Source organism: Beduini massiliensis (assembly GCF_000829905.1).
GTDB classification, from domain to species: Bacteria; Bacillota_I; Bacilli_A; order Erysipelotrichales; family Coprobacillaceae; genus Beduini; species Beduini massiliensis.
In genome coordinates, this window is sequence record NZ_CDPP01000005.1 from 137,582 (window position 1) to 157,858 (window position 20,277).

General features: G+C 36.7%; 23 protein-coding genes. 21 read left to right on the plus strand and 2 right to left on the minus strand.

Annotated features, from left to right (window positions below):
* The first annotated feature begins 3 nt into the window (after positions 1–3).
* From BN1225_RS07415 to BN1225_RS07425, 3 genes are read left to right on the plus strand one after another with little or no spacing between them, the layout of a single operon-like run.
* The gene (locus BN1225_RS07415; RefSeq protein WP_041139186.1) at positions 4–822 is read left to right on the plus strand and encodes a carbohydrate ABC transporter permease; all 819 of its coding nucleotides are present in this window, start codon (positions 4–6) and stop codon (positions 820–822) included.
* 12 nt (positions 823–834) lie between these two features.
* Positions 835–2,127 (plus strand): ABC transporter substrate-binding protein, encoded by a 1,293-nt coding sequence (locus BN1225_RS07420; protein ID WP_041139187.1) that lies wholly within the window; start codon positions 835–837, stop codon positions 2,125–2,127.
* An 11-nt stretch (positions 2,128–2,138) separates the two neighbouring features.
* A complete protein-coding gene (locus BN1225_RS07425; RefSeq protein ID WP_041139188.1) occupies positions 2,139–3,386 on the plus strand; it encodes an alkaline phosphatase family protein in 1,248 nt (415 codons plus the stop codon).
* Between the two features lie 154 nt (positions 3,387–3,540).
* Here BN1225_RS07425 and BN1225_RS07430 read toward each other — a convergent pair whose 3' ends face one another.
* Positions 3,541–3,948: a PTS sugar transporter subunit IIB gene (locus tag BN1225_RS07430; protein ID WP_041139189.1), complete on the minus strand. Its 408-nt coding sequence runs from the start codon at positions 3,946–3,948 to the stop codon at positions 3,541–3,543.
* Positions 3,949–4,345: 397 nt separating this feature from the next.
* Between BN1225_RS07430 and BN1225_RS07435 the strand changes: the two genes are divergently transcribed.
* Genes BN1225_RS07435 through BN1225_RS07445 form a run of 3 tightly spaced genes read left to right on the plus strand, consistent with a single transcriptional unit; the run spans position 4,346 to position 7,571 of the window.
* Positions 4,346–4,888 carry a LemA family protein gene (locus tag BN1225_RS07435; RefSeq protein WP_041139190.1) on the plus strand — a complete coding sequence of 181 codons (543 nt, stop codon included), beginning with the start codon at positions 4,346–4,348 and terminating at the stop codon, positions 4,886–4,888.
* Positions 4,881–6,569 (plus strand): DUF2207 family protein, encoded by a 1,689-nt coding sequence (locus BN1225_RS07440; RefSeq protein WP_041139191.1) that lies wholly within the window; start codon positions 4,881–4,883, stop codon positions 6,567–6,569. The genes BN1225_RS07435 and BN1225_RS07440 overlap by 8 nt, the downstream gene beginning before the upstream one ends.
* 54 nt (positions 6,570–6,623) lie before the next feature.
* Positions 6,624–7,571 (plus strand): L-lactate dehydrogenase, encoded by a 948-nt coding sequence (locus tag BN1225_RS07445; RefSeq protein WP_147585196.1) that lies wholly within the window; start codon positions 6,624–6,626, stop codon positions 7,569–7,571.
* 24 nt (positions 7,572–7,595) lie between these two features.
* Here BN1225_RS07445 and BN1225_RS07450 read toward each other — a convergent pair whose 3' ends face one another.
* Entirely contained in the window at positions 7,596–7,904 is a 309-nt protein-coding gene (locus BN1225_RS07450; protein ID WP_052466459.1) for a hypothetical protein, read from the minus strand.
* A 76-nt stretch (positions 7,905–7,980) separates the two neighbouring features.
* Between BN1225_RS07450 and cls the strand changes: the two genes are divergently transcribed.
* The 15 genes from cls to BN1225_RS07530 all read left to right on the plus strand — a co-directional run bounded on the left by cls (position 7,981) and on the right by BN1225_RS07530 (position 20,206).
* Positions 7,981–9,510: a cardiolipin synthase gene (gene cls, locus BN1225_RS07455; RefSeq protein ID WP_041139192.1), complete on the plus strand. Its 1,530-nt coding sequence runs from the start codon at positions 7,981–7,983 to the stop codon at positions 9,508–9,510.
* A gap of 10 nt (positions 9,511–9,520) precedes the next feature.
* Positions 9,521–9,781 (plus strand): ParB N-terminal domain-containing protein, encoded by a 261-nt coding sequence (locus BN1225_RS07460; RefSeq protein WP_041139193.1) that lies wholly within the window; start codon positions 9,521–9,523, stop codon positions 9,779–9,781.
* A gap of 12 nt (positions 9,782–9,793) precedes the next feature.
* Positions 9,794–10,933, plus strand: a complete 1,140-nt coding sequence (gene rlmD / locus BN1225_RS07465) for a 23S rRNA (uracil(1939)-C(5))-methyltransferase RlmD (protein ID WP_041139194.1) — start codon at positions 9,794–9,796, stop codon at positions 10,931–10,933.
* Positions 10,934–11,178: 245 nt separating this feature from the next.
* A complete protein-coding gene (locus BN1225_RS07470) occupies positions 11,179–11,697 on the plus strand; it encodes a hypothetical protein (RefSeq protein WP_197066550.1) in 519 nt (172 codons plus the stop codon).
* Between the two features lie 35 nt (positions 11,698–11,732).
* Positions 11,733–12,125 (plus strand): hypothetical protein, encoded by a 393-nt coding sequence (locus BN1225_RS07475; RefSeq protein ID WP_443984276.1) that lies wholly within the window; start codon positions 11,733–11,735, stop codon positions 12,123–12,125.
* Positions 12,112–12,591 carry a recombinase family protein gene (locus tag BN1225_RS15190; RefSeq protein ID WP_443984275.1) on the plus strand — a complete coding sequence of 160 codons (480 nt, stop codon included), beginning with the start codon at positions 12,112–12,114 and terminating at the stop codon, positions 12,589–12,591. Before BN1225_RS07475 ends, BN1225_RS15190 begins: the two co-directional genes overlap by 14 nt.
* Before the next feature lie 3 nt (positions 12,592–12,594).
* Positions 12,595–12,912 carry a recombinase family protein gene (locus BN1225_RS15195; protein WP_041139198.1) on the plus strand — a complete coding sequence of 106 codons (318 nt, stop codon included), beginning with the start codon at positions 12,595–12,597 and terminating at the stop codon, positions 12,910–12,912.
* Positions 12,891–13,436 carry a recombinase zinc ribbon domain-containing protein gene (locus BN1225_RS15200; protein WP_443984274.1) on the plus strand — a complete coding sequence of 182 codons (546 nt, stop codon included), beginning with the start codon at positions 12,891–12,893 and terminating at the stop codon, positions 13,434–13,436. Before BN1225_RS15195 ends, BN1225_RS15200 begins: the two co-directional genes overlap by 22 nt.
* Positions 13,437–13,821: 385 nt before the next feature.
* Positions 13,822–14,043, plus strand: a complete 222-nt coding sequence (locus tag BN1225_RS07500) for a helix-turn-helix domain-containing protein (protein WP_041139201.1) — start codon at positions 13,822–13,824, stop codon at positions 14,041–14,043.
* Between the two features lie 26 nt (positions 14,044–14,069).
* Positions 14,070–15,560, plus strand: a complete 1,491-nt coding sequence (locus BN1225_RS07505; RefSeq protein WP_041139202.1) for a HEPN domain-containing protein — start codon at positions 14,070–14,072, stop codon at positions 15,558–15,560.
* Positions 15,561–15,895: 335 nt separating this feature from the next.
* The gene (locus tag BN1225_RS07510; RefSeq protein ID WP_041139203.1) at positions 15,896–16,735 is read left to right on the plus strand and encodes a GIY-YIG nuclease family protein; all 840 of its coding nucleotides are present in this window, start codon (positions 15,896–15,898) and stop codon (positions 16,733–16,735) included.
* A 102-nt stretch (positions 16,736–16,837) separates the two neighbouring features.
* Positions 16,838–17,830 (plus strand): DUF4365 domain-containing protein, encoded by a 993-nt coding sequence (locus BN1225_RS14090; RefSeq protein WP_052466461.1) that lies wholly within the window; start codon positions 16,838–16,840, stop codon positions 17,828–17,830.
* 217 nt (positions 17,831–18,047) lie between these two features.
* Positions 18,048–18,449 (plus strand): zinc-ribbon domain-containing protein, encoded by a 402-nt coding sequence (locus BN1225_RS14515; protein WP_041139204.1) that lies wholly within the window; start codon positions 18,048–18,050, stop codon positions 18,447–18,449.
* A gap of 206 nt (positions 18,450–18,655) precedes the next feature.
* Positions 18,656–19,693 carry a hypothetical protein gene (locus BN1225_RS07525; RefSeq protein ID WP_041139205.1) on the plus strand — a complete coding sequence of 346 codons (1,038 nt, stop codon included), beginning with the start codon at positions 18,656–18,658 and terminating at the stop codon, positions 19,691–19,693.
* 153 nt (positions 19,694–19,846) lie between these two features.
* Complete coding sequence (locus BN1225_RS07530) at positions 19,847–20,206, plus strand: hypothetical protein (protein ID WP_041139206.1); 360 nt, start codon at positions 19,847–19,849, stop codon at positions 20,204–20,206.
* Positions 20,207–20,277: the final 71 nt, after the last annotated feature.

Below are 20,277 nucleotides of genomic sequence, written 5' to 3' on the forward strand. Positions count from 1 at the left end.
ATCATGAAAATAGTAAAAAAAACACCACGCATCCTTATCACGATCATCCTCTTTCTGATCTTCTTCTTTCCCTTTTACTGGATGTTTACGACATCTGTGAAAACATTGGGAGAAACGGTCAGAATACCACCGACGATGTGGCCGGAGATTTTCCAATGGGAAAACTTTAAACGAGCATTTGAAGCTATCCCGTTTATGCAGTATCTGGGCAACAGTGTAATCGTGACCCTAAGTGTCTTGATCTTACAGATGTGTACGATTGTACCGGCAGCCTATGCTTTTGCCAGATATAAGTTTAAAGGAGATAAGATATTATTTGGATTAATCATGATTACGATGATGATTCCCGCTCAGCTTGTCTTCCTGCCTTTGTTTGTCATGTTTTCAAAATTAGGCTGGATCAATACGTATCAAAGTTTGATTTTACCATTTGCTTCCAGTGCATTTGGAATCTTCATGCTGCGTCAGACCTTTAAGCAGGTACCAAAAGAATTGATAGAGGCGGCTAAGCTAGATAAAGCAAGTGAATTTAAGATTATTCGTAAGATTATGCTGCCATTGGCACGACCTACATTGACAACGTTAGGACTATTGACCTTTATCAATACATGGAACGATTATTTTTGGCCTTTGGTCTTAACAACAAAAGATACTGTACGAACATTACCGGTTGGGATAGCTTCTTTAAGGAATATTGAAAGCGGCGTTAATTTCCATGTTTTAATGGCAGGAAATGTCATGTTGGTCATTCCAATCTTGATTGCCTTCTTACTGGCACAAAAACAAATCATTAAAGCATTTACCTATATGGGAGATAAATAACAGGAGAAAAAAATGAGAAAAACTAAACTGAATAAGCTTTTAAAAGTTTCTTTAGCCACACTTATGAGCGTTGCCTTATTTGGCTGTTCAACCAATAAATCAGAATCGGGAGGAGACAGCGGGGTAACCGAATTAACATTCTGGTATTCATGGCAGGACAAAGTAGCCGAAAACAACTTGGAATTAACCCAAAAATTCAATGATACGATTGGAAAAGAAAATAATATTCATATCACTGCCGAATATCAGGGAACATATGATGACTTACATGCTAAATTGCAAAGTGCCTTTGTTGCCAATGAACAACCGGCAATTTCAGTTATGGAAATCGGAAGTATCAAAACCTTTGCTTCAGCTGGAATGCTGGAACCCTTAGATTCTTATATCTCTGATGAAAAAGAAGCTAACTTCTTACCGGGATTAATGGAAAACTCTTATGTAGATTCAAAATTATATGGGGTGCCTTATTTAAGAAGTACACCAATCTTCTACTACAATAAAACCTTATTCGATCAAGCCGGAATCAGCGAAGCCCCTAAAAACTGGGAAGAGTTAGCAAATGTTTCTAAACAGCTGGAATCCTTAGGTGTAAAAGGATTTGGATTCTTAAATGATGTTTGGCATTTTGAAGCCTTAACTAAAGGAAATGGCGGAAATACAGTCAGTGCTGATGAAACGACAGCGATCTTTAATCAAAAAGAAGCATTAGAAGCCGTAAACTTCTTAAAAGACGGACTTGCCAACAGCAATTTCAAATATTACAGCGGAAACAATGCAAGTGATACTTTAAGTACAGAACAAATGAACCAAAAAGTAGCCATGTGGCTGGGATCAACAGGAAGTTTAAATAATACCTTAGATATCGCTAATCAAAATGGTTATGAAATCGGAACAGCATTCATTCCTTGTGGGAAAGCATACAGTGTACCGACAGGTGGCTGCAATATTGTGATGACTTCAAAATTAAGTGATAAACAAAAAGAAGCAGCAGCAATGTTCATTAACTTTATGACCGATCAGGAACAAGTGATTTATTCTCATAAGAAGACAGGATACTTACCAACCACAACTACAGCAATCGACAGTGATGAAATCAAAGCATTATACGAAGAAACACCACAGTTTAAAGTGGCTTTAGATCAATTACAGTACGGAAGCGGACGTCCGATGAACAAAGGTTATGTGGAAGCCGCAAAAGTATATACAACGGCTTTAGATAAAATCTTTACAACCAATGAAGATCCAAAAGCAGCATTAGATACCGCTGCGGACAGTGCGACAAAGATCTTACAGGAAAATAAATAGCGGAGGTCAGCATGAGGAAATTAGTCGTTATCAGCGTGGATTCGCTGTTTACCAGTGATTTAGACAAGATCAAAGACTTACCGGGATTTAGTGAAGCTTTATCCGACAGCATTATCGTAAAAAACATCGAATGTATCTATCCGACCTTGACTTACCCTTGCCATGCCACGATCATGACAGGCTGTTATCCAAATAAGCATGGCATCTTTCATAATGAAAAATTGGACCCCGGCATTCATAACGGCAACTGGTTTTGGCATTATAAGGATTTAAAGGTGAAGACAATCTTTGATTATGCAAAAGAAAACAATCTGACAACCGCAGCAGTATCCTGGCCAGTAACCGGTGAAGGACCTATCGATTACTTACTGCCGGAAATATGGCCGTTAAAATATGAAAGAAGCAATTCAGCAATTTTAAACGCCGCTTCTTTGGAAGGAAAGAAAATATACTATCGCAATAAACATTTACTGGATTGGAAAGAGAATTTAGCTCTGGATACCTTTGCCGAAGCAGCGGTAATGGATATCGTCGATCATCATCAGCCAGATGTCCTCTTCTTGCATCAAGCAACTTTGGATCATGAACGCCATATTAATGGAACCCAAGGGGAAGCCATTTTAAAGGCTCATCAAAAACACGGACACTGGTTAGCCAATATCTTTGAAATGTATAAGCGTGCCGGTATCTTTGATAAGACAACTTTTGTTATCTTAGGGGACCATGGTCAGTTAAATATTCGCCGTGTTGTCAGTATTAACGAAATGCTGCGACGCGCTGGCTTAATTAAAACAGATGGATTAGGCAATGTCATCGATTATGATGCCTATGTTCAATCTGCCGGAATTTCCGGACATGTCTATATTAAAAATAAATTAATCGCTGCCAAAGTGATTGGCATCTTAGAAGAAGCAAAACATCTAGGTTATATTGAACAGATTTTCAATAGCGATCAGTTGAACAGCATGCATTTATCAGGTGATTTTGATTATGTAGTGGAAAGCTGTCCGTTCATCTCTATATCTAATGATGTTGATGGAGAGATCGTAAACGAAATCAATAATGATGATTATAAATACGCTAAAGCGACCCACGGTCATTTACCGACCAAAGGGGATCGCCCGCCGTTTATCATCTATAATTCTCAATTGCCTGCAAGAATTATTGAACAAGGACGTTTAGTCGATGAATTTCCAACATTTATGAAATTGCTGGGACTAGTGATCCCAGATAATATTGACGGAACGGCTCTTATATAAAATAAATAACTCCCTTATCCTTATGCCCCGTATGTTGAAGTGCGGGGCTTTTAAATAAAGAAAAATAAAAGGAGTTGAAAAAGAAAAAAGCTCAATTTCTTTAAATGAGAAATTAAGCTTGCTTGTTATTATTTGCTGAGACATTATATCTATTTTATTGATGTTCTCTGCGATAGCTGTGAATTCTTCTTACTTTTAAGACATTCTCTTCACCGGGGAAGTGAAAAGGGTTCATTTTTGTTTCTTTAAACCCGGCAAGAATATCTTCTGCATCTTCCATGATATCTTCCAAATTCATGGTTCCGTACATTTTAGGTGGCAGCAGATAAATAGGGATACATTCTTTTTCGAATTTCTTGATGAATTGAGGAACCCCATATCTTAAATGCGGACATGCCATTAACACATCATAGTTTTTCATGATTTCATTCGCCAAAGTAAAAGGATAAAAATCAATCATGACTTTATCTTCCAACTGTTTTTCAACGATTTCTTTTTTTACTTTGGTTACCATGGCACTTGATGAAAAACCACCACCGCAGCAAATCAAAATTTTCAACATTATAACTTCCTCCTTGTCGTTAACCTTAATTAGATTGTATCATTTTTCACATGTAATAAAAAGTACCACTGTGCGTTCGGGTTAAATCTTTTTTTGTTTCACGATTAAGAAAAGTAAAATGGTGGAGGTGTTAATAAGAAATCACGAAATATAAAGGGATATATCCATTGAATATGAGTTGTTATTTTGATCTGGGGAACGTGTGGTTAATCACAAATAGATTAAAAAAATTTGGTTTTATAGCGTAGTGTTTTGGATTTTTGTTTAGCTTCAATATAAACAAGATGATAAGAGAAGCGAATGCAAGAATTTTATAAGAATCGTATTTTTATTTTGTTGAAAAACGAGTAATCTTAATCAAGAACTGCTATAATAAAGAAAAAGGGAGGTGCAGCATATGCTAATCATTATCGTAGCGATCATAGCCATCGTTGTTGGATATTTAGTTGTGATTCAACGTCGCTTGGTTCATTTGGATGAAAATTGCTATAATGCGTTGTCACAAATCAGTGTTCAGCAAAACGCCCGCTGGGAAGCAATCACAAGTTTGGTAAAACTGACAAAAGATTATTCTGATTATGAATACAATACATTAATGGATGTTGTAAAACAAAGACAAACTTTGACAAAAAATGATGATGTCAATAAAATCAATGAACAACAAAAAATCATGGAACAGGCGATCTCAAAGTTTCAAGTTATTTCTGAAGCATATCCGGATTTGAAAGCTGATCAAGTCTATACAAAAACAATGGAAAGTTTAAAGCAATATGAAGATCAAGTACGTTATAGTCAGATGGTATACAACGATACTGTGACTAAGTTTAATCGTAAGATCAGACAATTGCCGGCTAGCTTATTTGCCAGTATGTTAGGGTTTGGTGATTTAAAAGATTATCTGGAAATGGATGAAGCAAAGGAAGCCATGCCGAATGTTTAAATCGCTGAAAAAGTATGTCTTTTCATTATTGGCGATCCTCATTGCGTTCAGTTGTTTATTAAGGGTTGAAGCGATCACATGTAATTCTATCGATATTCATGTGTATCTTCAACCCAATGGGGATGCTTATATTGAAGAAGTATGGGATATGTATATTGATGAAGGAACTGAAGTATATAAGGATGAAAGCCAATTAAGAGATTGTGATATTTTAGATTTACAGGTAAGGGATGATAAGGGGAATGTGTTTACTACGTTTGATACATGGGACACCTCTTTATCTTTTGAACAAAAAAAATATAAATGTGGATTAAATAAACTATCTTCCGGTTATGAAATTTGCTGGGGAGTAAGTGAATATGGGAGAAATCGCTATACTGTATCGTATACGATGACTAATTTTATTAATAGCTATGAAGATTATGATGGATTTAATCAGCGTTTAGTTAATAAGGACATGAGTAATCCACCACAAAAGATCAGTATTACGATAAGTACGGACAGTGTGAAATTCAGTGATCAAAACACGAAATATCAGGCGATGGGATTCAAAGGCGACGTGATACTATATAGTGATTATCTATATACATCTTCAAGCAAGGGGCTTTCAAGTAATAATCATGCCACGATTTTGATGCGTTTTGATAAAGGGATGTTTTCACCAACGAATAAAGTGGATAAAACGTATGCTGAAGTAGAAAAAGAAGCAAACCAAAAAAGTCATTTAGACTTATTTGAAATGATTGCGCCGATTGCTATAGTTGTTGGTTTTGCGGGGCTATTGTTTATCTTTATTTATACAGCGCGTTTTTATGCAAGTTCTCGTAAAGTGAAGAAATATCATGTTTCCAAACGTGATGTGAACTATTATCGTGATATTCCATTTAATGGGGATCTGCTCCCGGCTTATTTCTCATTGGTTCAGACCGGTGAACTAAAAAATGAGACAGATATTATCGGTGCCTTTTTATTAAAATGGATGCTAAATAAGAATATTCGTATTGAAACGACGGAAAAACCGGGATTGTTCAGATCTAAACAGCAGCCTTCAATCATTTTTGAAAATACACAAGGTATTAATCAATATTTGGAAAAACAGTTGTATGAAATGCTTTATAAAGCCAGTGGAAGAGATCATATCTTGCAAGAAGATGAGTTTGAACGTTGGGCTAAAAACAATTATGAAGATGTCGAAATATGGCTGGAATCCATAAGATTGAGCGGAGAAAATTATTTTACGGATAAAGGCTATATTTCAACGTATATTAGAAGAGGACTGTTTCATCTCATTAAAGCAAAACAACGCTATATTAATGATATGGGAAAAACAAAAGTTGAAGAAGTGCTGGGATTAAAATTTTATTTGAAAGAATTCACATTGGTCAATGAACGAGAAGCAAAAGAAGTTTACCTATGGAAAGATTATTTGATTTATGCCAGTCTTTACGGTATTGCCAGTGAAGTAAGCAGACAGTTTGAGGAATTATATCCTAAGTATTTTGAAGAATATATTCCTTACTATTCAAATCCATATGCTACGATCATGATGATCAATCATATGAGTTATTCAGTACATGAAGGGTATTCAGCCGGATTCCAATCTTCTCAATCCACTAGCTTTTCTGGTGGCGGCGGAGGCGGAGGCTTCAGCGGCGGTGGTTCCGGTGGCGGTGTAAGATAAACAGTTTTGCTGTTTATCTTCTTTTTTTTCGTTCATACTATAATGGGTGATAAAATGAATAACGAACAAAGAAAAGTGGTATTGGTTGGAGTTGGTTTTGTAGGTATGTCTTTGGCATATTCTTTGCTTAATACCGGTGGTATTGATGAATTGGTTTTAATTGATCAAAATTATGAAAAAGCAATCGGTGAGGCGATGGATTTGAATCACGGACTTCCATACTTAAATAAAAAAATACTAGTCAGACCGGGAGATTACAGTGAATGTCAGGATGCAGATGTCGTTGTGATTTGTGCCGGTGCAAATCAAAAAGAGGGACAGTCACGCTTGGAATTGACACAAATCAATGCTAAAATAATGAGAGATATCACAAACAAGGTGATGGAAAATCATTTTGATGGGATTTTTGTGGTGGCTAGCAATCCGGTGGATATTATGAGCTATGTTGTCATGAAGGCATCAGGTATGCATCCAACTCGGGTAATCGGTTCGGGAACGCTGTTGGATACAGCTCGATTACGCTATTACATGGGAGAATATTTGCAAATCAGCAACTCAAATATTCATGCTTATATTTTAGGTGAACATGGAGATTCTTCGTTTGTTCCTTGGATGAACTGTTTTATTGGCTGTAAACCTTTATTAGAATATCTGGTAGAAAAAGACAAGGATATGGATAGTATTCAGCATATTTATGACTTAGTAAGAAATGCGGCTTATGAAATTATTGAGAGAAAGAAAGCCACTTATTATGGCATCGGTCTATCTTTAAATCGATTATTAATGGCGATCTTTAATGATGAAAACAGCATTCTAACTGTTTCTGCTTATCAAAGCGGGGAATATGGAAAACAGGGACTTTATATTGGAGTACCTGCAATCATCGGTCGTCAGGGAATAAAAGAAATTATAAAGTTAGAATTAAATGAAAACGATAAGAATAAATTTAATCACAGCTGTGAAACCTTGAACCAGACAATCGTTAATTATTTGGAATATTAAAAAAGCAACTTGCAAGTTGCTTTTTTAATATGGACGACCTCCTGGTCTTGGGCCTCCCGGACCGGGACCAAATGGTGGACGACCTGGACCACCTGGACCACCTGGACCACCTGGACCTGGACCGAATGGTGGGCGACCTGGACCTCCTGGACCGGGACCAAACGGTGGACGGCCTGGACCTCCCGGACCCCATGGACCAAATGGTGGGCGTGGACCCCAAATAGGTGGCGGTGGACCAAATGGCGGACGAGGTCCCCAAAATGGACTGGGACCAAATGGCGGGTAGGTAAAACCAAAATCAATTGGTCCTAAATCAAAGTCAACATAGAACATATTATCATCCTTTCAGTTATGAATATGCAATCTAGTCAAATTATGTTATAATAAATGACTAGAAAGAGGTATAAATATGAGAAAATTTACCAACCTGGTTTTAAGCCGACGCATGGTAACAATTCTGCTGATTATTATTCAGGCTATTATATTACTGGTGCTGATCAACAGCTTTTCCCATGTGTTTACATATATTTATATTTTCTTTATTTTGTTAAGCATTATCATGGTTCTTTATTTAATAAATAAAGAGACATCGCCCTCTTTAAAACTGCCTTGGCTAGTGATTATGATGTTGATTCCATTATTTGGCGGTGCTTTGTATTTGTTGTTTGGACAAAACCATGTATCTAAAGCTTTAAAGAAAGAAAATAATAAATTATACGCGTTAAGAAACAGTGCTTCTTACAGCGATCAAGAAACATTTAAACAACTGCAAAAAGACTTTCCTCATTATATCGGACAAGTCAATTATTTGAGAAATTATTCAAATGCAAGAGTCTATGCGCATACTAAAACCACCTATTTTCCTTTAGGGGAAAAGATGTTTGAAGCCATGTGTGAAAAGTTGAAGCTGGCAAAAAAGTATATCTTTATTGAAAGTTTTATCGTTGATGAAGGGTATATGCTTCAGACCGTTTTAGATATTTTAATTGATAAAGTAAAAGAAGGCGTAGAAGTGCGTTTTATATATGATGATCTTGGCTGTTTGACGACACTGCCGCCTGAATATTTTCGCTACTTGAGATCTCATGGGATAAAAGCAATGGCATTTAATCCTTTTGAACCGATTTTATCTATTGTTCACAACAATCGTGATCACCGTAAGATTACCGTGATTGATGGGGAAATTGCTTTCAATGGAGGAATCAATATTGCCGATGAATATATAAATAAGATTCGTCGTTTTGGTCATTGGAAAGATAATGCGGTGATGTTGGAAGGAGAAGGGGTCAATGACTTTACTTTAATGTTTTTAGAGACATGGAATTACTACATGGATGAAGATGAGGATTTTTCTGTCTTCCTTTATAATCAGGAAAGTCTACCGATTGATAATGGGTATGTGCAATGCTATGAAGACAGTCCTTTGGATTATGAGCTGGTCGGAGAAAATGTCTATCTTAATATTATTAATCAAGCTAATCATTATGTTTATATCACAACGCCGTATTTAATCATCGATAATGATTTGATGATTGCTTTATGTAATGCGGCGAAACGTGGCGTTGATGTGCGTATTATCATGCCGTTTATTCCTGATAAATGGTATGTGCATTTGATTGGTCAGGCGAGCTATGATCAGCTGCTTAAAGCAGGAGCTAAAATTTATGAATATACTCCGGGATTTATTCATGCTAAAACGTTTATCAGTGATGACCATGTAGCAACAGTTGGGACGATTAATTTAGATTATCGTAGTTTAGTGCATCATTTTGAATGTGGGACATATATGTTGGGAACAAGTGCAATATTGGATATTAAACAAGATTATTTTGAAACATTGGAAGTGTCTCAGCCTGTTTTTATTGGGTATTTTAAATCAAAACCATTATATCTAAGAATCATTGCGGTCTTTTTAAAGTTGTTTGCACCGTTAATGTAGAAAGGCAAATATGCGTATTATAAAATTGCAGATTCAAACCATTGAATTTGATCAAAAAGAATATGATGATGTGTTAAAAAGCAGTGTGAAAAGGATAGGGCTGTCTTTTCCGATTAAGGTGGAAGTAAAAGGAAGTTTTTATCACTGTATTGATGGGAATAAGCGCTTAACAGTTTTAAAAGATTTGGGTATTGAGGAAGTGCCGGCAATCGTCGTTAATAATGGCAATAATCGTTCCAATGATTGTTGGAGAGGAAGAAATCATCATTAGAAAGAGGATAACATGAATTGTAAGATATTTAAACAATGTGGGAGCTGTGATTATTTGCATCTTGCTTATGAGGAACAGTTAAAAAAGAAGAGGGAATATTGTGTTCAGCTCGTGAAAAAAGCGAAATTGTCACAGGTTAAGGTGACAGATACGATTGGAGCAAAAGATCCCTATCATTATCGAAATAAGGTGATTGTAGGATTTAATCAGCGTAATGAAGCAGGATTTTATGAAGAAAATTCGCATAAGATCATTCCCTATACAACTTGTTTGCTGCATGATGAAGAAAGCGATGCGATTATTCAAAAAATTGCTTCTTTATTACGTAAATATAAAATTCAGATTTATAATGAAGATCGTCGTAAGGGATTCTTGCGTCATGTATTGATTCGCCGAGGTATTAAAACAAATCAGACAATGGTGGTGTTAGTGACGACTTCGTCTGTTTTTCCTGGCTCTAAGAATTTTGTAAAGGAACTGACTTCGCAGTTTAAAAGTATTAAAACGATTGTCATGAATATCAATACAAGAAAAACGAGTATCGTGTTGGGGAATGATGAAAAGATACTTTTTGGTAAAGGCTATATTGAAGATGAGTTATGTGGGTTGAAATTCAAGATTTCACCTAAATCGTTTTATCAAATCAATCGTGATCAGTGTGAGGTGCTTTATCATAAGGCGTTATCTTTACTGAATTTGAAAGGTGATGAGACAGTCATTGATACCTATTGCGGTATTGGAACGATTGGAATGGTGGCTTCAAAAAAAGCGAAGCAGGTTATCGGGGTGGAGTTGAATAAAGATGCGGTAAAGGATGCGATTTATAATGCCAAGATGAACAACATCAAAAATATTCGTTTTATTAATGAGGATGCAACGGCATTTATGGTGGAATTGGCAAAGGAAAAAATAGTGATTGATGCAGTAATTATGGATCCGCCGCGTAGTGGAACAACGCCGGCCTTTATTAATGCGGTGAAAGCGTTGCAGCCTAAACAGGTGGTTTATATTTCTTGTGATCCGTCCACACAGGTGCGGGATTTAGCGTTGTTTAAAGAGGTGGGATATAAGTTTGATACGATGATCCCGGTGGATATGTTTCCTATGACGGAGCATGTTGAGTGCGTAGTATTGATGTCAAAAGTGAAATGATAGAATAGCGAAAAAGTGTAGAAAACAAGGGATTTCCGGGAGCCCCGACTGTTTGGACATCGGTTTCGGCTCCCGGTTTTTTATTGCCTTGTCGGTCTTTGGGAACTGGTCTACTGTGAAAATCGGCGGAGAGTTGAGTGGACAAAATGGATATTGGGGGGTGTTGTGGAGATAGGATTGTTAAAAAGGGTGTCGAGTAGATAAGATGGTTATAGGCATAAAAAGAAAGCACATCATTCCCTGCTGTGGGAGCGATGTGCTTTTACATTGTATTCATAAGATCGAGAAGGAGTTTCTTCTGTTCTTCTGATAGAGAATTCCATCTTGAGAAAAGTTTCCGCTGTTCTTCTGTCAGCGAATTTGGCTCACTCCCTTCCGAGAAAAACTGTGCCAAGGTAATTCCAAAGGCTCTGCAAACCGCAATCGAGAAAAATATGGAGCAGCGGCAGGTGCTGACGAACCTTATGGCAAGCGGCTACCTTGAGCCTGCTCTTTTTAATAAGGAAAGCAATGCGCTGGCAGCAGAAACGGATGTCTTACGGCAGGAAAAGGATGGGCTGATGCACTCCATCAACGGCGATAAGGTCAAGGTGGAAGAATTACAGAGGCTGATGAAGTTTGTTTCCAAAGAAGCTATGCTGACTGAGTTTGATGACGCGGTGTTCCTATCCTTTGTGGAGAAAGTCACAGTCTGGACGAGGACAGAGGTATCGTTTGAATTAAAATGTGGGTTGTCCCTGAGAGAAAGGCTGGTGGAAGCATGAGACACATACCCTACGGATACCGGATCGAGAATGGGATGGCGGTTGTTGACGAAGAAAAAGCCGCTGTAGTGAGGGAACTGTTTCACAATTACATTTCCGGTCTGGCGCTCATTCCGGCCGCTGAGAAGTCCGGTTTGAAGCTGCATCATGGAAGTGCCGGCCGGATGCTCCGAAACGAAAAATATCTTGGAGACGATTACTACCCAGCTATCATCGATAAAGAAACATTTGATAAGGCAGAGGAAATCCGCATGAGCCGTGCAAGGGCGCTGGGGCGAGTACGGAAACTGGAGGGTAAACCGGACAGCGTATTACCCACCAGCTTTTCGATGCCTGCGGTGAGAACGGTTTATGAAAACCCATTCGAGCAGGCGGCTTATGCCTACAGCCTGATAGAGAGCGAGGCGAGCGCAGTTGGAACTGAGTAGGAATATCACAGTCATTCCCGCCAGGAAGCGGATCGGCAATACCGTGAGTGCCGAGGAAAAGCCGAAACTGCGTGTTGCTGCATACTGCCGTGTTTCTACCGACAGTGAGGAACAGGCGAGCAGTTATGAGGTGCAGGTGGAGCATTACACACAGTTTATTGAGAAGAATCCTGAGTGGGAGCTGGCTGGCATTTTTGCGGATGACGGAATCAGCGGTACGAATACCAAAAAGAGAGAAGAATTCAACAGCATGATCGAGGCTTGCATGGCAGGCCACATCGACATGATCATCACAAAGTCAATCAGCCGGTTTGCCAGAAACACGCTGGATTGCCTGAAATATATCCGGGAATTGAAAGAGAAGAACATCCCGGTTTTCTTTGAAAAGGAAAATATCAATACGATGGATTCCAAGGGAGAGGTGCTGCTTACCATCATGGCAAGCTTCGCCCAGCAGGAAAGCTAGTCTTTGAGCCAGAACATCAAGCTGGGCCTGCAATACCGCTACCAGAATGGAGAGGTACAGGTCAACCACAACCGTTTCCTTGGTTACACGAAAGACGAGGATGGTCACTTGATCATCGAGCCGGTTGAGGCAGAAGTGGTTAAGCGTATCTACCGGGAATATCTGGAGGGCGGCAGTCTGACACAGATTGCGAGAGGTTTGGAGGCAGACGGAATCCTGACGGCGGCTGGCAAAGCGAAGTGGCGGCCGGAAACCCTGCGGAAGATTCTACGGAATGAAAAGTACATCGGTGACACCTTTTGCAGAAAACCTATGCCGTAGACTTTCTGAATAAAAAGCGGGTGCAGAACAACGGCATTGTCTCGCAGTATTATGTGGAGAACAGCCATAAGCCGATCATTCCCCGCGACCTCTATATGCAGGTGCAGGAGGAGATGGTGCGGAGGGCGAACCTCCACAGCGGAGAGAAACGCAAGAAACGGGTTTACAGCAGCAAGTATGCCTTATCCAGCATTGTCTACTGTCCGAAATGCGGAGAAATCTACCGCAGGATTGCCTGGAACAACCGGGGCAAATCCTCTATCGTCTGGCGGTGCTGTACCCGCATGGAGCATGGACCGAAGGGGTGTGATGCGCCTACGATTCAGGAATCCGACCTGCAGGCGGCGGTCATAGAAGCCATCAATCTTGCCCTTGGAAACCGGGACAGCATAATCGAAATTTTACAGAAGAATGTGGAAACGGTCATCCGGCAGGAGGATGAAACCTCATCGGAGAGCATTGACGCCAAGCTGGTGGAGCTGCAAAAGGAACTCCTGAAGCTGGCGAATTCCAAAAAGGACTAGAACGGCATTGCCGATGAGATTTACCGCTTGCGGGAATTGAAGCAAAATGCTCTGGTGGAGAGCGCCGAGCGTGAAGGCTTGAAATAGCGGATCAAGGAGATGCAGGACTTTCTGGACAGTCAGTCCACAGAGGTTACGGAGTATGATGAACTGCTGGTGCGGCGACTGATTGAAAAGGTCACAGTCTATGAGGAACGGTTTGAGGTAAAATTCAAGTCCGGGGCGAAGGTGGATGTGAAAAGATAAAGAACAGAATGAATGGAGTGCCTTGTGGCTTTGAAATAGCTGCAAGGTGCTTTTTTAATTGATTGTAAATTTTGGAATGGGTTGCTTGTGCTTATCAACCAGATGGTTTATAATAGTGATATGCTGATGGAGGTGGAAAATGACAACATCGGATATGATAAGAGAACTGTGTGAAAAAAAGAATATCAGTATTGCGGAGCTATGTAGGCGGATTGGACAGACTCCGCAGAATTTTAATAAGAAGCTGCAGCGCGGGACAGTTTCCTTTGAAGAGATGATGGAAATTGCAAAGGCGTTGGGTGTTGGGTATGAGCAGGCATTTGTGTTACCGAATGGAGAAAAGATTCAAATAGGAAAGTGAAATATTAGGATGGGGGAGGAATGTTTGTGAAGGTAGCAGAGCATAAAATAAAGGAATTATTGGATTTAACTGAAGTGGTTGTTGAAGAAGGAATAAAAGCTGTATATGAGTATCAAAAAACAAATTCATACTTACCAAATTATTACCGTTATCCAGAGTTGTTTCTTAAGGGCATGGAAGAAACGGAAAATTTTAAAGAATTACAAGAAACTGTAGATGTCTTTAAATATGGAATACCATTTTTTTATTCGACTAACTATAATACACCAAAAAAATACGATGAGCTATTTAATTTAGATGGCGGTCAATTTAGAATCGCCTGTAGATCCTTGAATGGCTTTAGGGATTTAACATCTTTTTTGAATGACAATGAAGATGTAAGTGTAATTTTAGCTGGTGAAGATAAAGATATTGATTTTTCAGTTGTTATATTTATAGCAAATATCGTAAACCGATATTTGTATGAAACGGAATTGTTTCAAGAGGGTGACATTGATAATAAAGTTATAAAATCATTGATAAAAAAGCAATTGATTAGATTTTATGCAGAAACGCTACCTGTAGCTATTTGTATTCCTATATGTTTTCTGGAATTTGAAGCAGATGAAATAGCAATAACTGATAGTATTTCTATTAGCAGAATGTCACAAGAATTTCAGATAAGCCGATATAATACTAACCATTTTGATTCAACGCAAGAAAATCAATTAGTGCAATGTGCAGGATTTATGATTCGATTGAAAGGATATAGTATCAATAATAAGGATAGAGACTCTATGAACAATGCAGCCTCCAATTATTGGGTGTATCCAACGGAATTAATTGATGATTTATTTGCGTCAATAAGAATTATACTTGGCTGTACAACTGGTTATGGGCAATTGATAATTGAGCCTGAAAATTGGGCAGATAAATGGACGACTAATATGATTCCATTATATGGTGCAACTGTTCGTGCATTTAATAGAAAAGAATCTGAAACTAAGTTTTTGGGATATCATATTAAAAAAGTCAATCAAGAGCAAGTGGATGCTGTTCGAGAATTATTTTTTATTTTGCAGGAAAAACGAAAACAAGGAAAGAAAAACAAGGCATTTAAGAAGGTATTTATTGCGGTACAGAGACTGAATCGGTGTATGTTGAGAGAAGCTGAAGATGATATGGCATTAGATGCTATTATTGGTATAGAAACATTGCTTTCGGGCGATACACACGGAGAAATTACATATACAATTTCTAATAGGATATCTGTTGTAGCAGCTAAATTGAAGGAATGTATATATTCACCAGCGGAAGCGAGAAAATCCATGAGAATTATATATGGTTTGCGTTCTGACATTGTTCATGGGAGAAGTTTAGATAAAAACAGTAAAATAAAAATTGGAGAAAAAATCATAGAAACTAAAGAACTGGCAATTGAATTTCTGAGGTATTCATTACTGTTTATTATGCGTAATCAGGAATATCTTGAAGTTGCGAAATTTGAGGAAGCCTTAGATGATTATTCTGAGAAGTAGTTACTTTTGCGGAAATAAAAAATGAAATAATCAATATGTTCCCCATTACGACCGCGAGGTAAAAAACAGCGGTGGATTAAGCCGGACGAACCGATAGGAAAAAGACGTACTTCCTATCCTCTCGTGCCACGTTGAGACAGTAGTCATGATGTCTAGGGAAGAAAAATAATGAACTCCAAACCTACAGAATATAAGCCTTTTCAGAAGACATCTTTAGCAAGTAATGCTGTTTTTTGGAATGTGCTTCTTGTTATGGAAAAGATTTCTTAATGTGAAAATATATTCGGGTTTGTTGAATTGATAGATAAGATGCAAATAGCGAAAGGGGAGTTATTATGGGATATTCTAAAACTATAAACATGTTCTTGCCTACGGGATCTTCGGATGGCCCAATAGAACTCGAAATGCTTAATTGGAATGGAATGGTTATCAAGATACCGAGAAAAGAAGTAAGTACATATTCTGATATTGAATTAGACAAGCCGGGAATCTATTTCTTGTTTTGTAAGGATGAAGGTGAAGGCGAATCGGTATATGTAGGAGAAGCTGAAAATTTACTTCTGAGACTTAAACAACATATACAGAGTAACAATGCAAGTAAGGAGAAATTTTTCTGGAATAACGCTGTGTGCGTTTCTGGGAAGGATTTAAACAAGGCACTCATCAGATACTTAGAAAATTATTACTGTCAGAAAGTTAAGTTATCTAGTAAATATAAACTGCTAACTAAGAAATCATCACCCAAGATGACACTAAAGAGGGCAGAACAGGCCGCTATGGATGAGTTCACTGACAATGTAGATATGTTAATGGGGACAATAGGATACAACATTCTAGAGCAAGTCAAAGATAATGAAAGAGCAACTCAAACTTATTTCTATTGTAAATCTAAAACAGGAGCTGACGCAAAAGGATTTATTTCAGAAAATGGATTTACGGTATGTGCCGGAAGTAAGATATCAAAACAGTGTTCATCAAAAACATTTATGAATAAATATTCTAAAACTCTTGATAAATTGATAACTGATGAAATCATTGTCGACTTTGTGCTTGAAAAAGATTATACATTTGGTTCACCAACAGCAGCAGCTGATGTGGTTTTACAGAGTTATGTTTCTGGTACAGAATATTGGATAGATGCTAACGGAAAAAAATTGAAAGAATATAATCTTTAGTAAAGAAAATCCCGAAGTGATGAATAATTATTAGTCTTTGACCTTTTAGAGTATGATGTATATTTTGAAGATTGAATTGTTGAAGCGGGAGAGGTGATGTAGATGGAATTTCCAAAGATGAATGATAATAAATTAAAGGGTATGAGTGGAGAGGCTTATTTTGAATATTTTGTTAATAGTAAGCTGAAATGCATATATCATAAATCTAGTAATAATAATGACTTTGGTATAGATGGATTTATAGAGTTAGTTATAAATGGCTATGTTACGGGGAAGAAAGTTGCAGTTCAAATCAAACATGGAGATTCCTATTTTCGTAATAAAACAATAGGTGGTTATAAATATGTTGGAGAAATTAAACATTTAAATTACTATATGAATAGTCAATTACCTGTTTTTATTGTGTTAATAGATGATGCGTTGAAAAATGCTATCTGGATTGAATTTGATGTTAATCAAGTTATGAGGTATAATAATGATAGATGGTGGATAGAAATTCCAAAAGAAAATCGATTAGATAATAATTTTTTTAATGAGCTTGTTAGTTCGTTGCATCCGATAGTGGATTATGAAGATGAAATAGAAAAAGCGTGGATGGGGGATACTATTCTTGATAATGTGGATTTTAGAGTTATAGGAATACCAAAATCAGATATTTTTTCAATGAAGCTTGATTCAATACATAATGTTATTGATAAATTGTCGAAGAGTAAGGAAAAGCTTGTTAAAGCAAGAAACACATTAGATTTATGTTTTCCAGAATATGACAATGATAAAAGAGAAATATATGAAATTCCAGAAATTATGAATTGGTTAGAGTATACGGTAAGTTGTAATATACCATGGTTTTATTTTTTGAATTATGACGTAAATAGTGTAGGATTAAAGCTTTTGATGCATGCACAATGTGCTAAGATTAATAGCTATAAACAAATGGATAGGCATTTAATTTTGTATGATAAATTTACTGTTCGCAATTTTTTTATTAGAAATTTTGACATCTTGAATAAATTTACAGAGAAAAATAATATCAATGAAGAAATAAATAAAGAAATATCGGACGGAATTATCAATTTCTTTGAAACTAAAGTTTAATTTTTAATACTTAATTAAATAAACTGTTTATAAAGTTGTATAATGAATAGTTTGATAATCTGGGTGTATCGTTAATTACTATAGCTAATCAGCGTTTATACGATAAGAGTTATGAAGATTGTAAAACTATAAAAAAAGAAATAATTTAGATTGAGGTGATATTTGAAATAAAAAAGAATACTTTTAGAAAAATAGATACAATTGGGAGGTAAGATAAATGGCAATGATAAAATGCCCTGAATGTGGTAAAGAAGTTTCTGATAAGGCAAAAGCGTGCCCTAATTGTGCGTATCCAATAGCAGAAGCGAAAAATAACAATCTTATAAGAATTAAGTTAGGGACTATTAAGTCTATCGGATTTAGTGGAAAACAAAAAGTCAGTATTATTAGTGGGAATAAAGTATTGTGGGAAGGAACGGCCGGATTAATCGCAGAAATTAAAGTAGATCAGCCTATCCAAGTGGAAATTAAGTATCACCTTAGTGCGATGCATTATGGAGGTAAATGTACAGGAATCATAGATCCGAGTATGGGAAATAAGTACTGTGTCAATGCGAGACAGGGAATCATGAAAACTATTTTAGAACTTCAAAGAGTAGATATGATAGATACCGATTAAAAACATTAAAATTTGGAATTTTAAACTGTGAAAGTTAAATGTATGATCACTTTCACAGTTTTTTTTATACATCTATATTATAGCGAAGTTCATATAATACAAAATATTACGGATAAACATTTACGGTCTGACTCAATGTTGTTTAGGGGTATACAAACAAAATAGGATATGCTATACTTTTATTATCTAATAGGAGGTAGATCACTATGAACAATGATTTAACAGAGATTATAAAGAAAATAATTACTATTGACGAATTAAAAAAGTTTACTGATGTGGAAGAAAAATTATCTAAATATGATGAAGCCTATATTTTTCAAAACAACGAGCCGACTCATGTCATTATGAGCTTAAAAAGATATGAACGCTTTATTACAGATACTAAAAAACAGAGTGCTGCTGATGTGTTATCAGTAAACTTAGATGCTCTCCTTAATAAAATTGGAAAGAAAGTGTTTGTAGATTATTATGACGTGTTTAAAAATGACAGCGATTCAGAGAAAGCATTGGAAAAAGAAGGTTTTACACTTGCTTCAAGGAGAAGCAGAAGTTCAAGCGCAAGGGCAATCTTTAAGAATCATCTTCAGATTGAAGCATTGAATAATATTATCGCATCTGTAAGAATGGATATGGAAATCGTAAATAAGGCAAAAGACATATTATCAAAAGAACTTCAGTCCGTTTCAACTATCTGTCATGAAGACTTAGGTGGTAAATACAATAATCAGCAGCGTGTAAAAATCGGGAAGATGATGAGAGGTATTTTAACTAAATTGCTTCAAAACAATACTTTCACCGAAGATGAATTATCCCAATTGTTAAATGCAAATTACTCTAAAGAAATTTTCAATTTGAATTTTTCTGTTTTAAAGACAGTATCTTCTAAGGAAACTTTAGATCAAGCTAAACGAGACACAAAAGGATATAATCGTTATTATGATACGGCTATCCTTGTCAAAGGAAAAAAATATCTGATTTGTTCCCAATGGATTGAAAATTTACATAGGGTACAGGCTGAACAGTGGCTTGTTGATAAAATGGTTGAATTGCTGGGAAATACAGTATTGAATATTCCTGTTGGGCATGAATTTAGTATACACGAAATTTTGTCTGATTATTGGATTTATATGGACCAGTCAGTGCGTAAGCGAGTGAGTTTAGAATTTGAAAATGTTAATAAAAAGTTGAATATTGAAGTCACAACTGAAAATGACCATGAGAAAGTTTATCGAAAAGTAAGCTGATATTTTTATACTTTATTGGGCTAAGGAATAGGGGATATTAATTTTATGTGATTAAATGAATAAAGGGGAAATAACATAAAAGGATAACCCCATTAATTTGTAACCGCTTAAAATTCATGCTACAATGAAGGTAACAAAAGAAAGGTGGTTATTATGGAAAAAACAGTATTAGATTTTACAGTGGAAAAAACAAAAGAATTAATGAATGCTTCAACATGTGCTAAAGAATTGAAAGAGTCTGCACAAGCATGGCTGGATGCCATAGGGACAGAAAAAGAAGCAGACGAAACAAAGAAATACATTGCAGAATTAGAAGATAATATTATGACTGTGGATGGTTTAATTGGTTTCGTTGAATCTGATGCAGGAATAAAACACTTTGGTGCTGAAACCGCAGCGAATATTGCGGCACATGGTAAAGAAATCAAAGCAAACGGTGCAAAATATTGTGATTGTCCAGCTTGTGCAATCGCAGAAGCCATCCTTGATAAAAAAGAGGAATTGCTTAAATAAAAAGTAAATAATGTCTTAAAGAGTATTATTCCCAAAGAATAATGCTTTTTAATCACAAAATGTCATAGTAA

What these genes read in the sequence shown, in the direction of transcription:
- BN1225_RS07415 (WP_041139186.1), top strand. Translation starts at nt 4, where the DNA reads ATGAAAATAGTAAAAAAAACACCACGCATCCTTATCACGATCATCCTC.
- BN1225_RS07420 (WP_041139187.1), top strand. Translation starts at nt 835, where the DNA reads ATGAGAAAAACTAAACTGAATAAGCTTTTAAAAGTTTCTTTAGCCACA.
- BN1225_RS07425 (WP_041139188.1), top strand. Translation starts at nt 2,139, where the DNA reads ATGAGGAAATTAGTCGTTATCAGCGTGGATTCGCTGTTTACCAGTGAT.
- BN1225_RS07430 (WP_041139189.1), bottom strand. Translation starts at nt 3,948, where the DNA reads ATGTTGAAAATTTTGATTTGCTGCGGTGGTGGTTTTTCATCAAGTGCC.
- BN1225_RS07435 (WP_041139190.1), top strand. Translation starts at nt 4,346, where the DNA reads ATGCTAATCATTATCGTAGCGATCATAGCCATCGTTGTTGGATATTTA.
- BN1225_RS07440 (WP_041139191.1), top strand. Translation starts at nt 4,881, where the DNA reads ATGTTTAAATCGCTGAAAAAGTATGTCTTTTCATTATTGGCGATCCTC.
- BN1225_RS07445 (WP_147585196.1), top strand. Translation starts at nt 6,624, where the DNA reads ATGAATAACGAACAAAGAAAAGTGGTATTGGTTGGAGTTGGTTTTGTA.
- BN1225_RS07450 (WP_052466459.1), bottom strand. Translation starts at nt 7,904, where the DNA reads ATGTTCTATGTTGACTTTGATTTAGGACCAATTGATTTTGGTTTTACC.
- cls (WP_041139192.1), top strand. Translation starts at nt 7,981, where the DNA reads ATGAGAAAATTTACCAACCTGGTTTTAAGCCGACGCATGGTAACAATT.
- BN1225_RS07460 (WP_041139193.1), top strand. Translation starts at nt 9,521, where the DNA reads ATGCGTATTATAAAATTGCAGATTCAAACCATTGAATTTGATCAAAAA.
- rlmD (WP_041139194.1), top strand. Translation starts at nt 9,794, where the DNA reads ATGAATTGTAAGATATTTAAACAATGTGGGAGCTGTGATTATTTGCAT.
- BN1225_RS07475 (WP_443984276.1), top strand. Translation starts at nt 11,733, where the DNA reads ATGGCGGTTGTTGACGAAGAAAAAGCCGCTGTAGTGAGGGAACTGTTT.
- BN1225_RS07500 (WP_041139201.1), top strand. Translation starts at nt 13,822, where the DNA reads ATGACAACATCGGATATGATAAGAGAACTGTGTGAAAAAAAGAATATC.
- BN1225_RS07510 (WP_041139203.1), top strand. Translation starts at nt 15,896, where the DNA reads ATGGGATATTCTAAAACTATAAACATGTTCTTGCCTACGGGATCTTCG.
- BN1225_RS14090 (WP_052466461.1), top strand. Translation starts at nt 16,838, where the DNA reads ATGGAATTTCCAAAGATGAATGATAATAAATTAAAGGGTATGAGTGGA.
- BN1225_RS14515 (WP_041139204.1), top strand. Translation starts at nt 18,048, where the DNA reads ATGGCAATGATAAAATGCCCTGAATGTGGTAAAGAAGTTTCTGATAAG.
- BN1225_RS07525 (WP_041139205.1), top strand. Translation starts at nt 18,656, where the DNA reads ATGAACAATGATTTAACAGAGATTATAAAGAAAATAATTACTATTGAC.
- BN1225_RS07530 (WP_041139206.1), top strand. Translation starts at nt 19,847, where the DNA reads ATGGAAAAAACAGTATTAGATTTTACAGTGGAAAAAACAAAAGAATTA.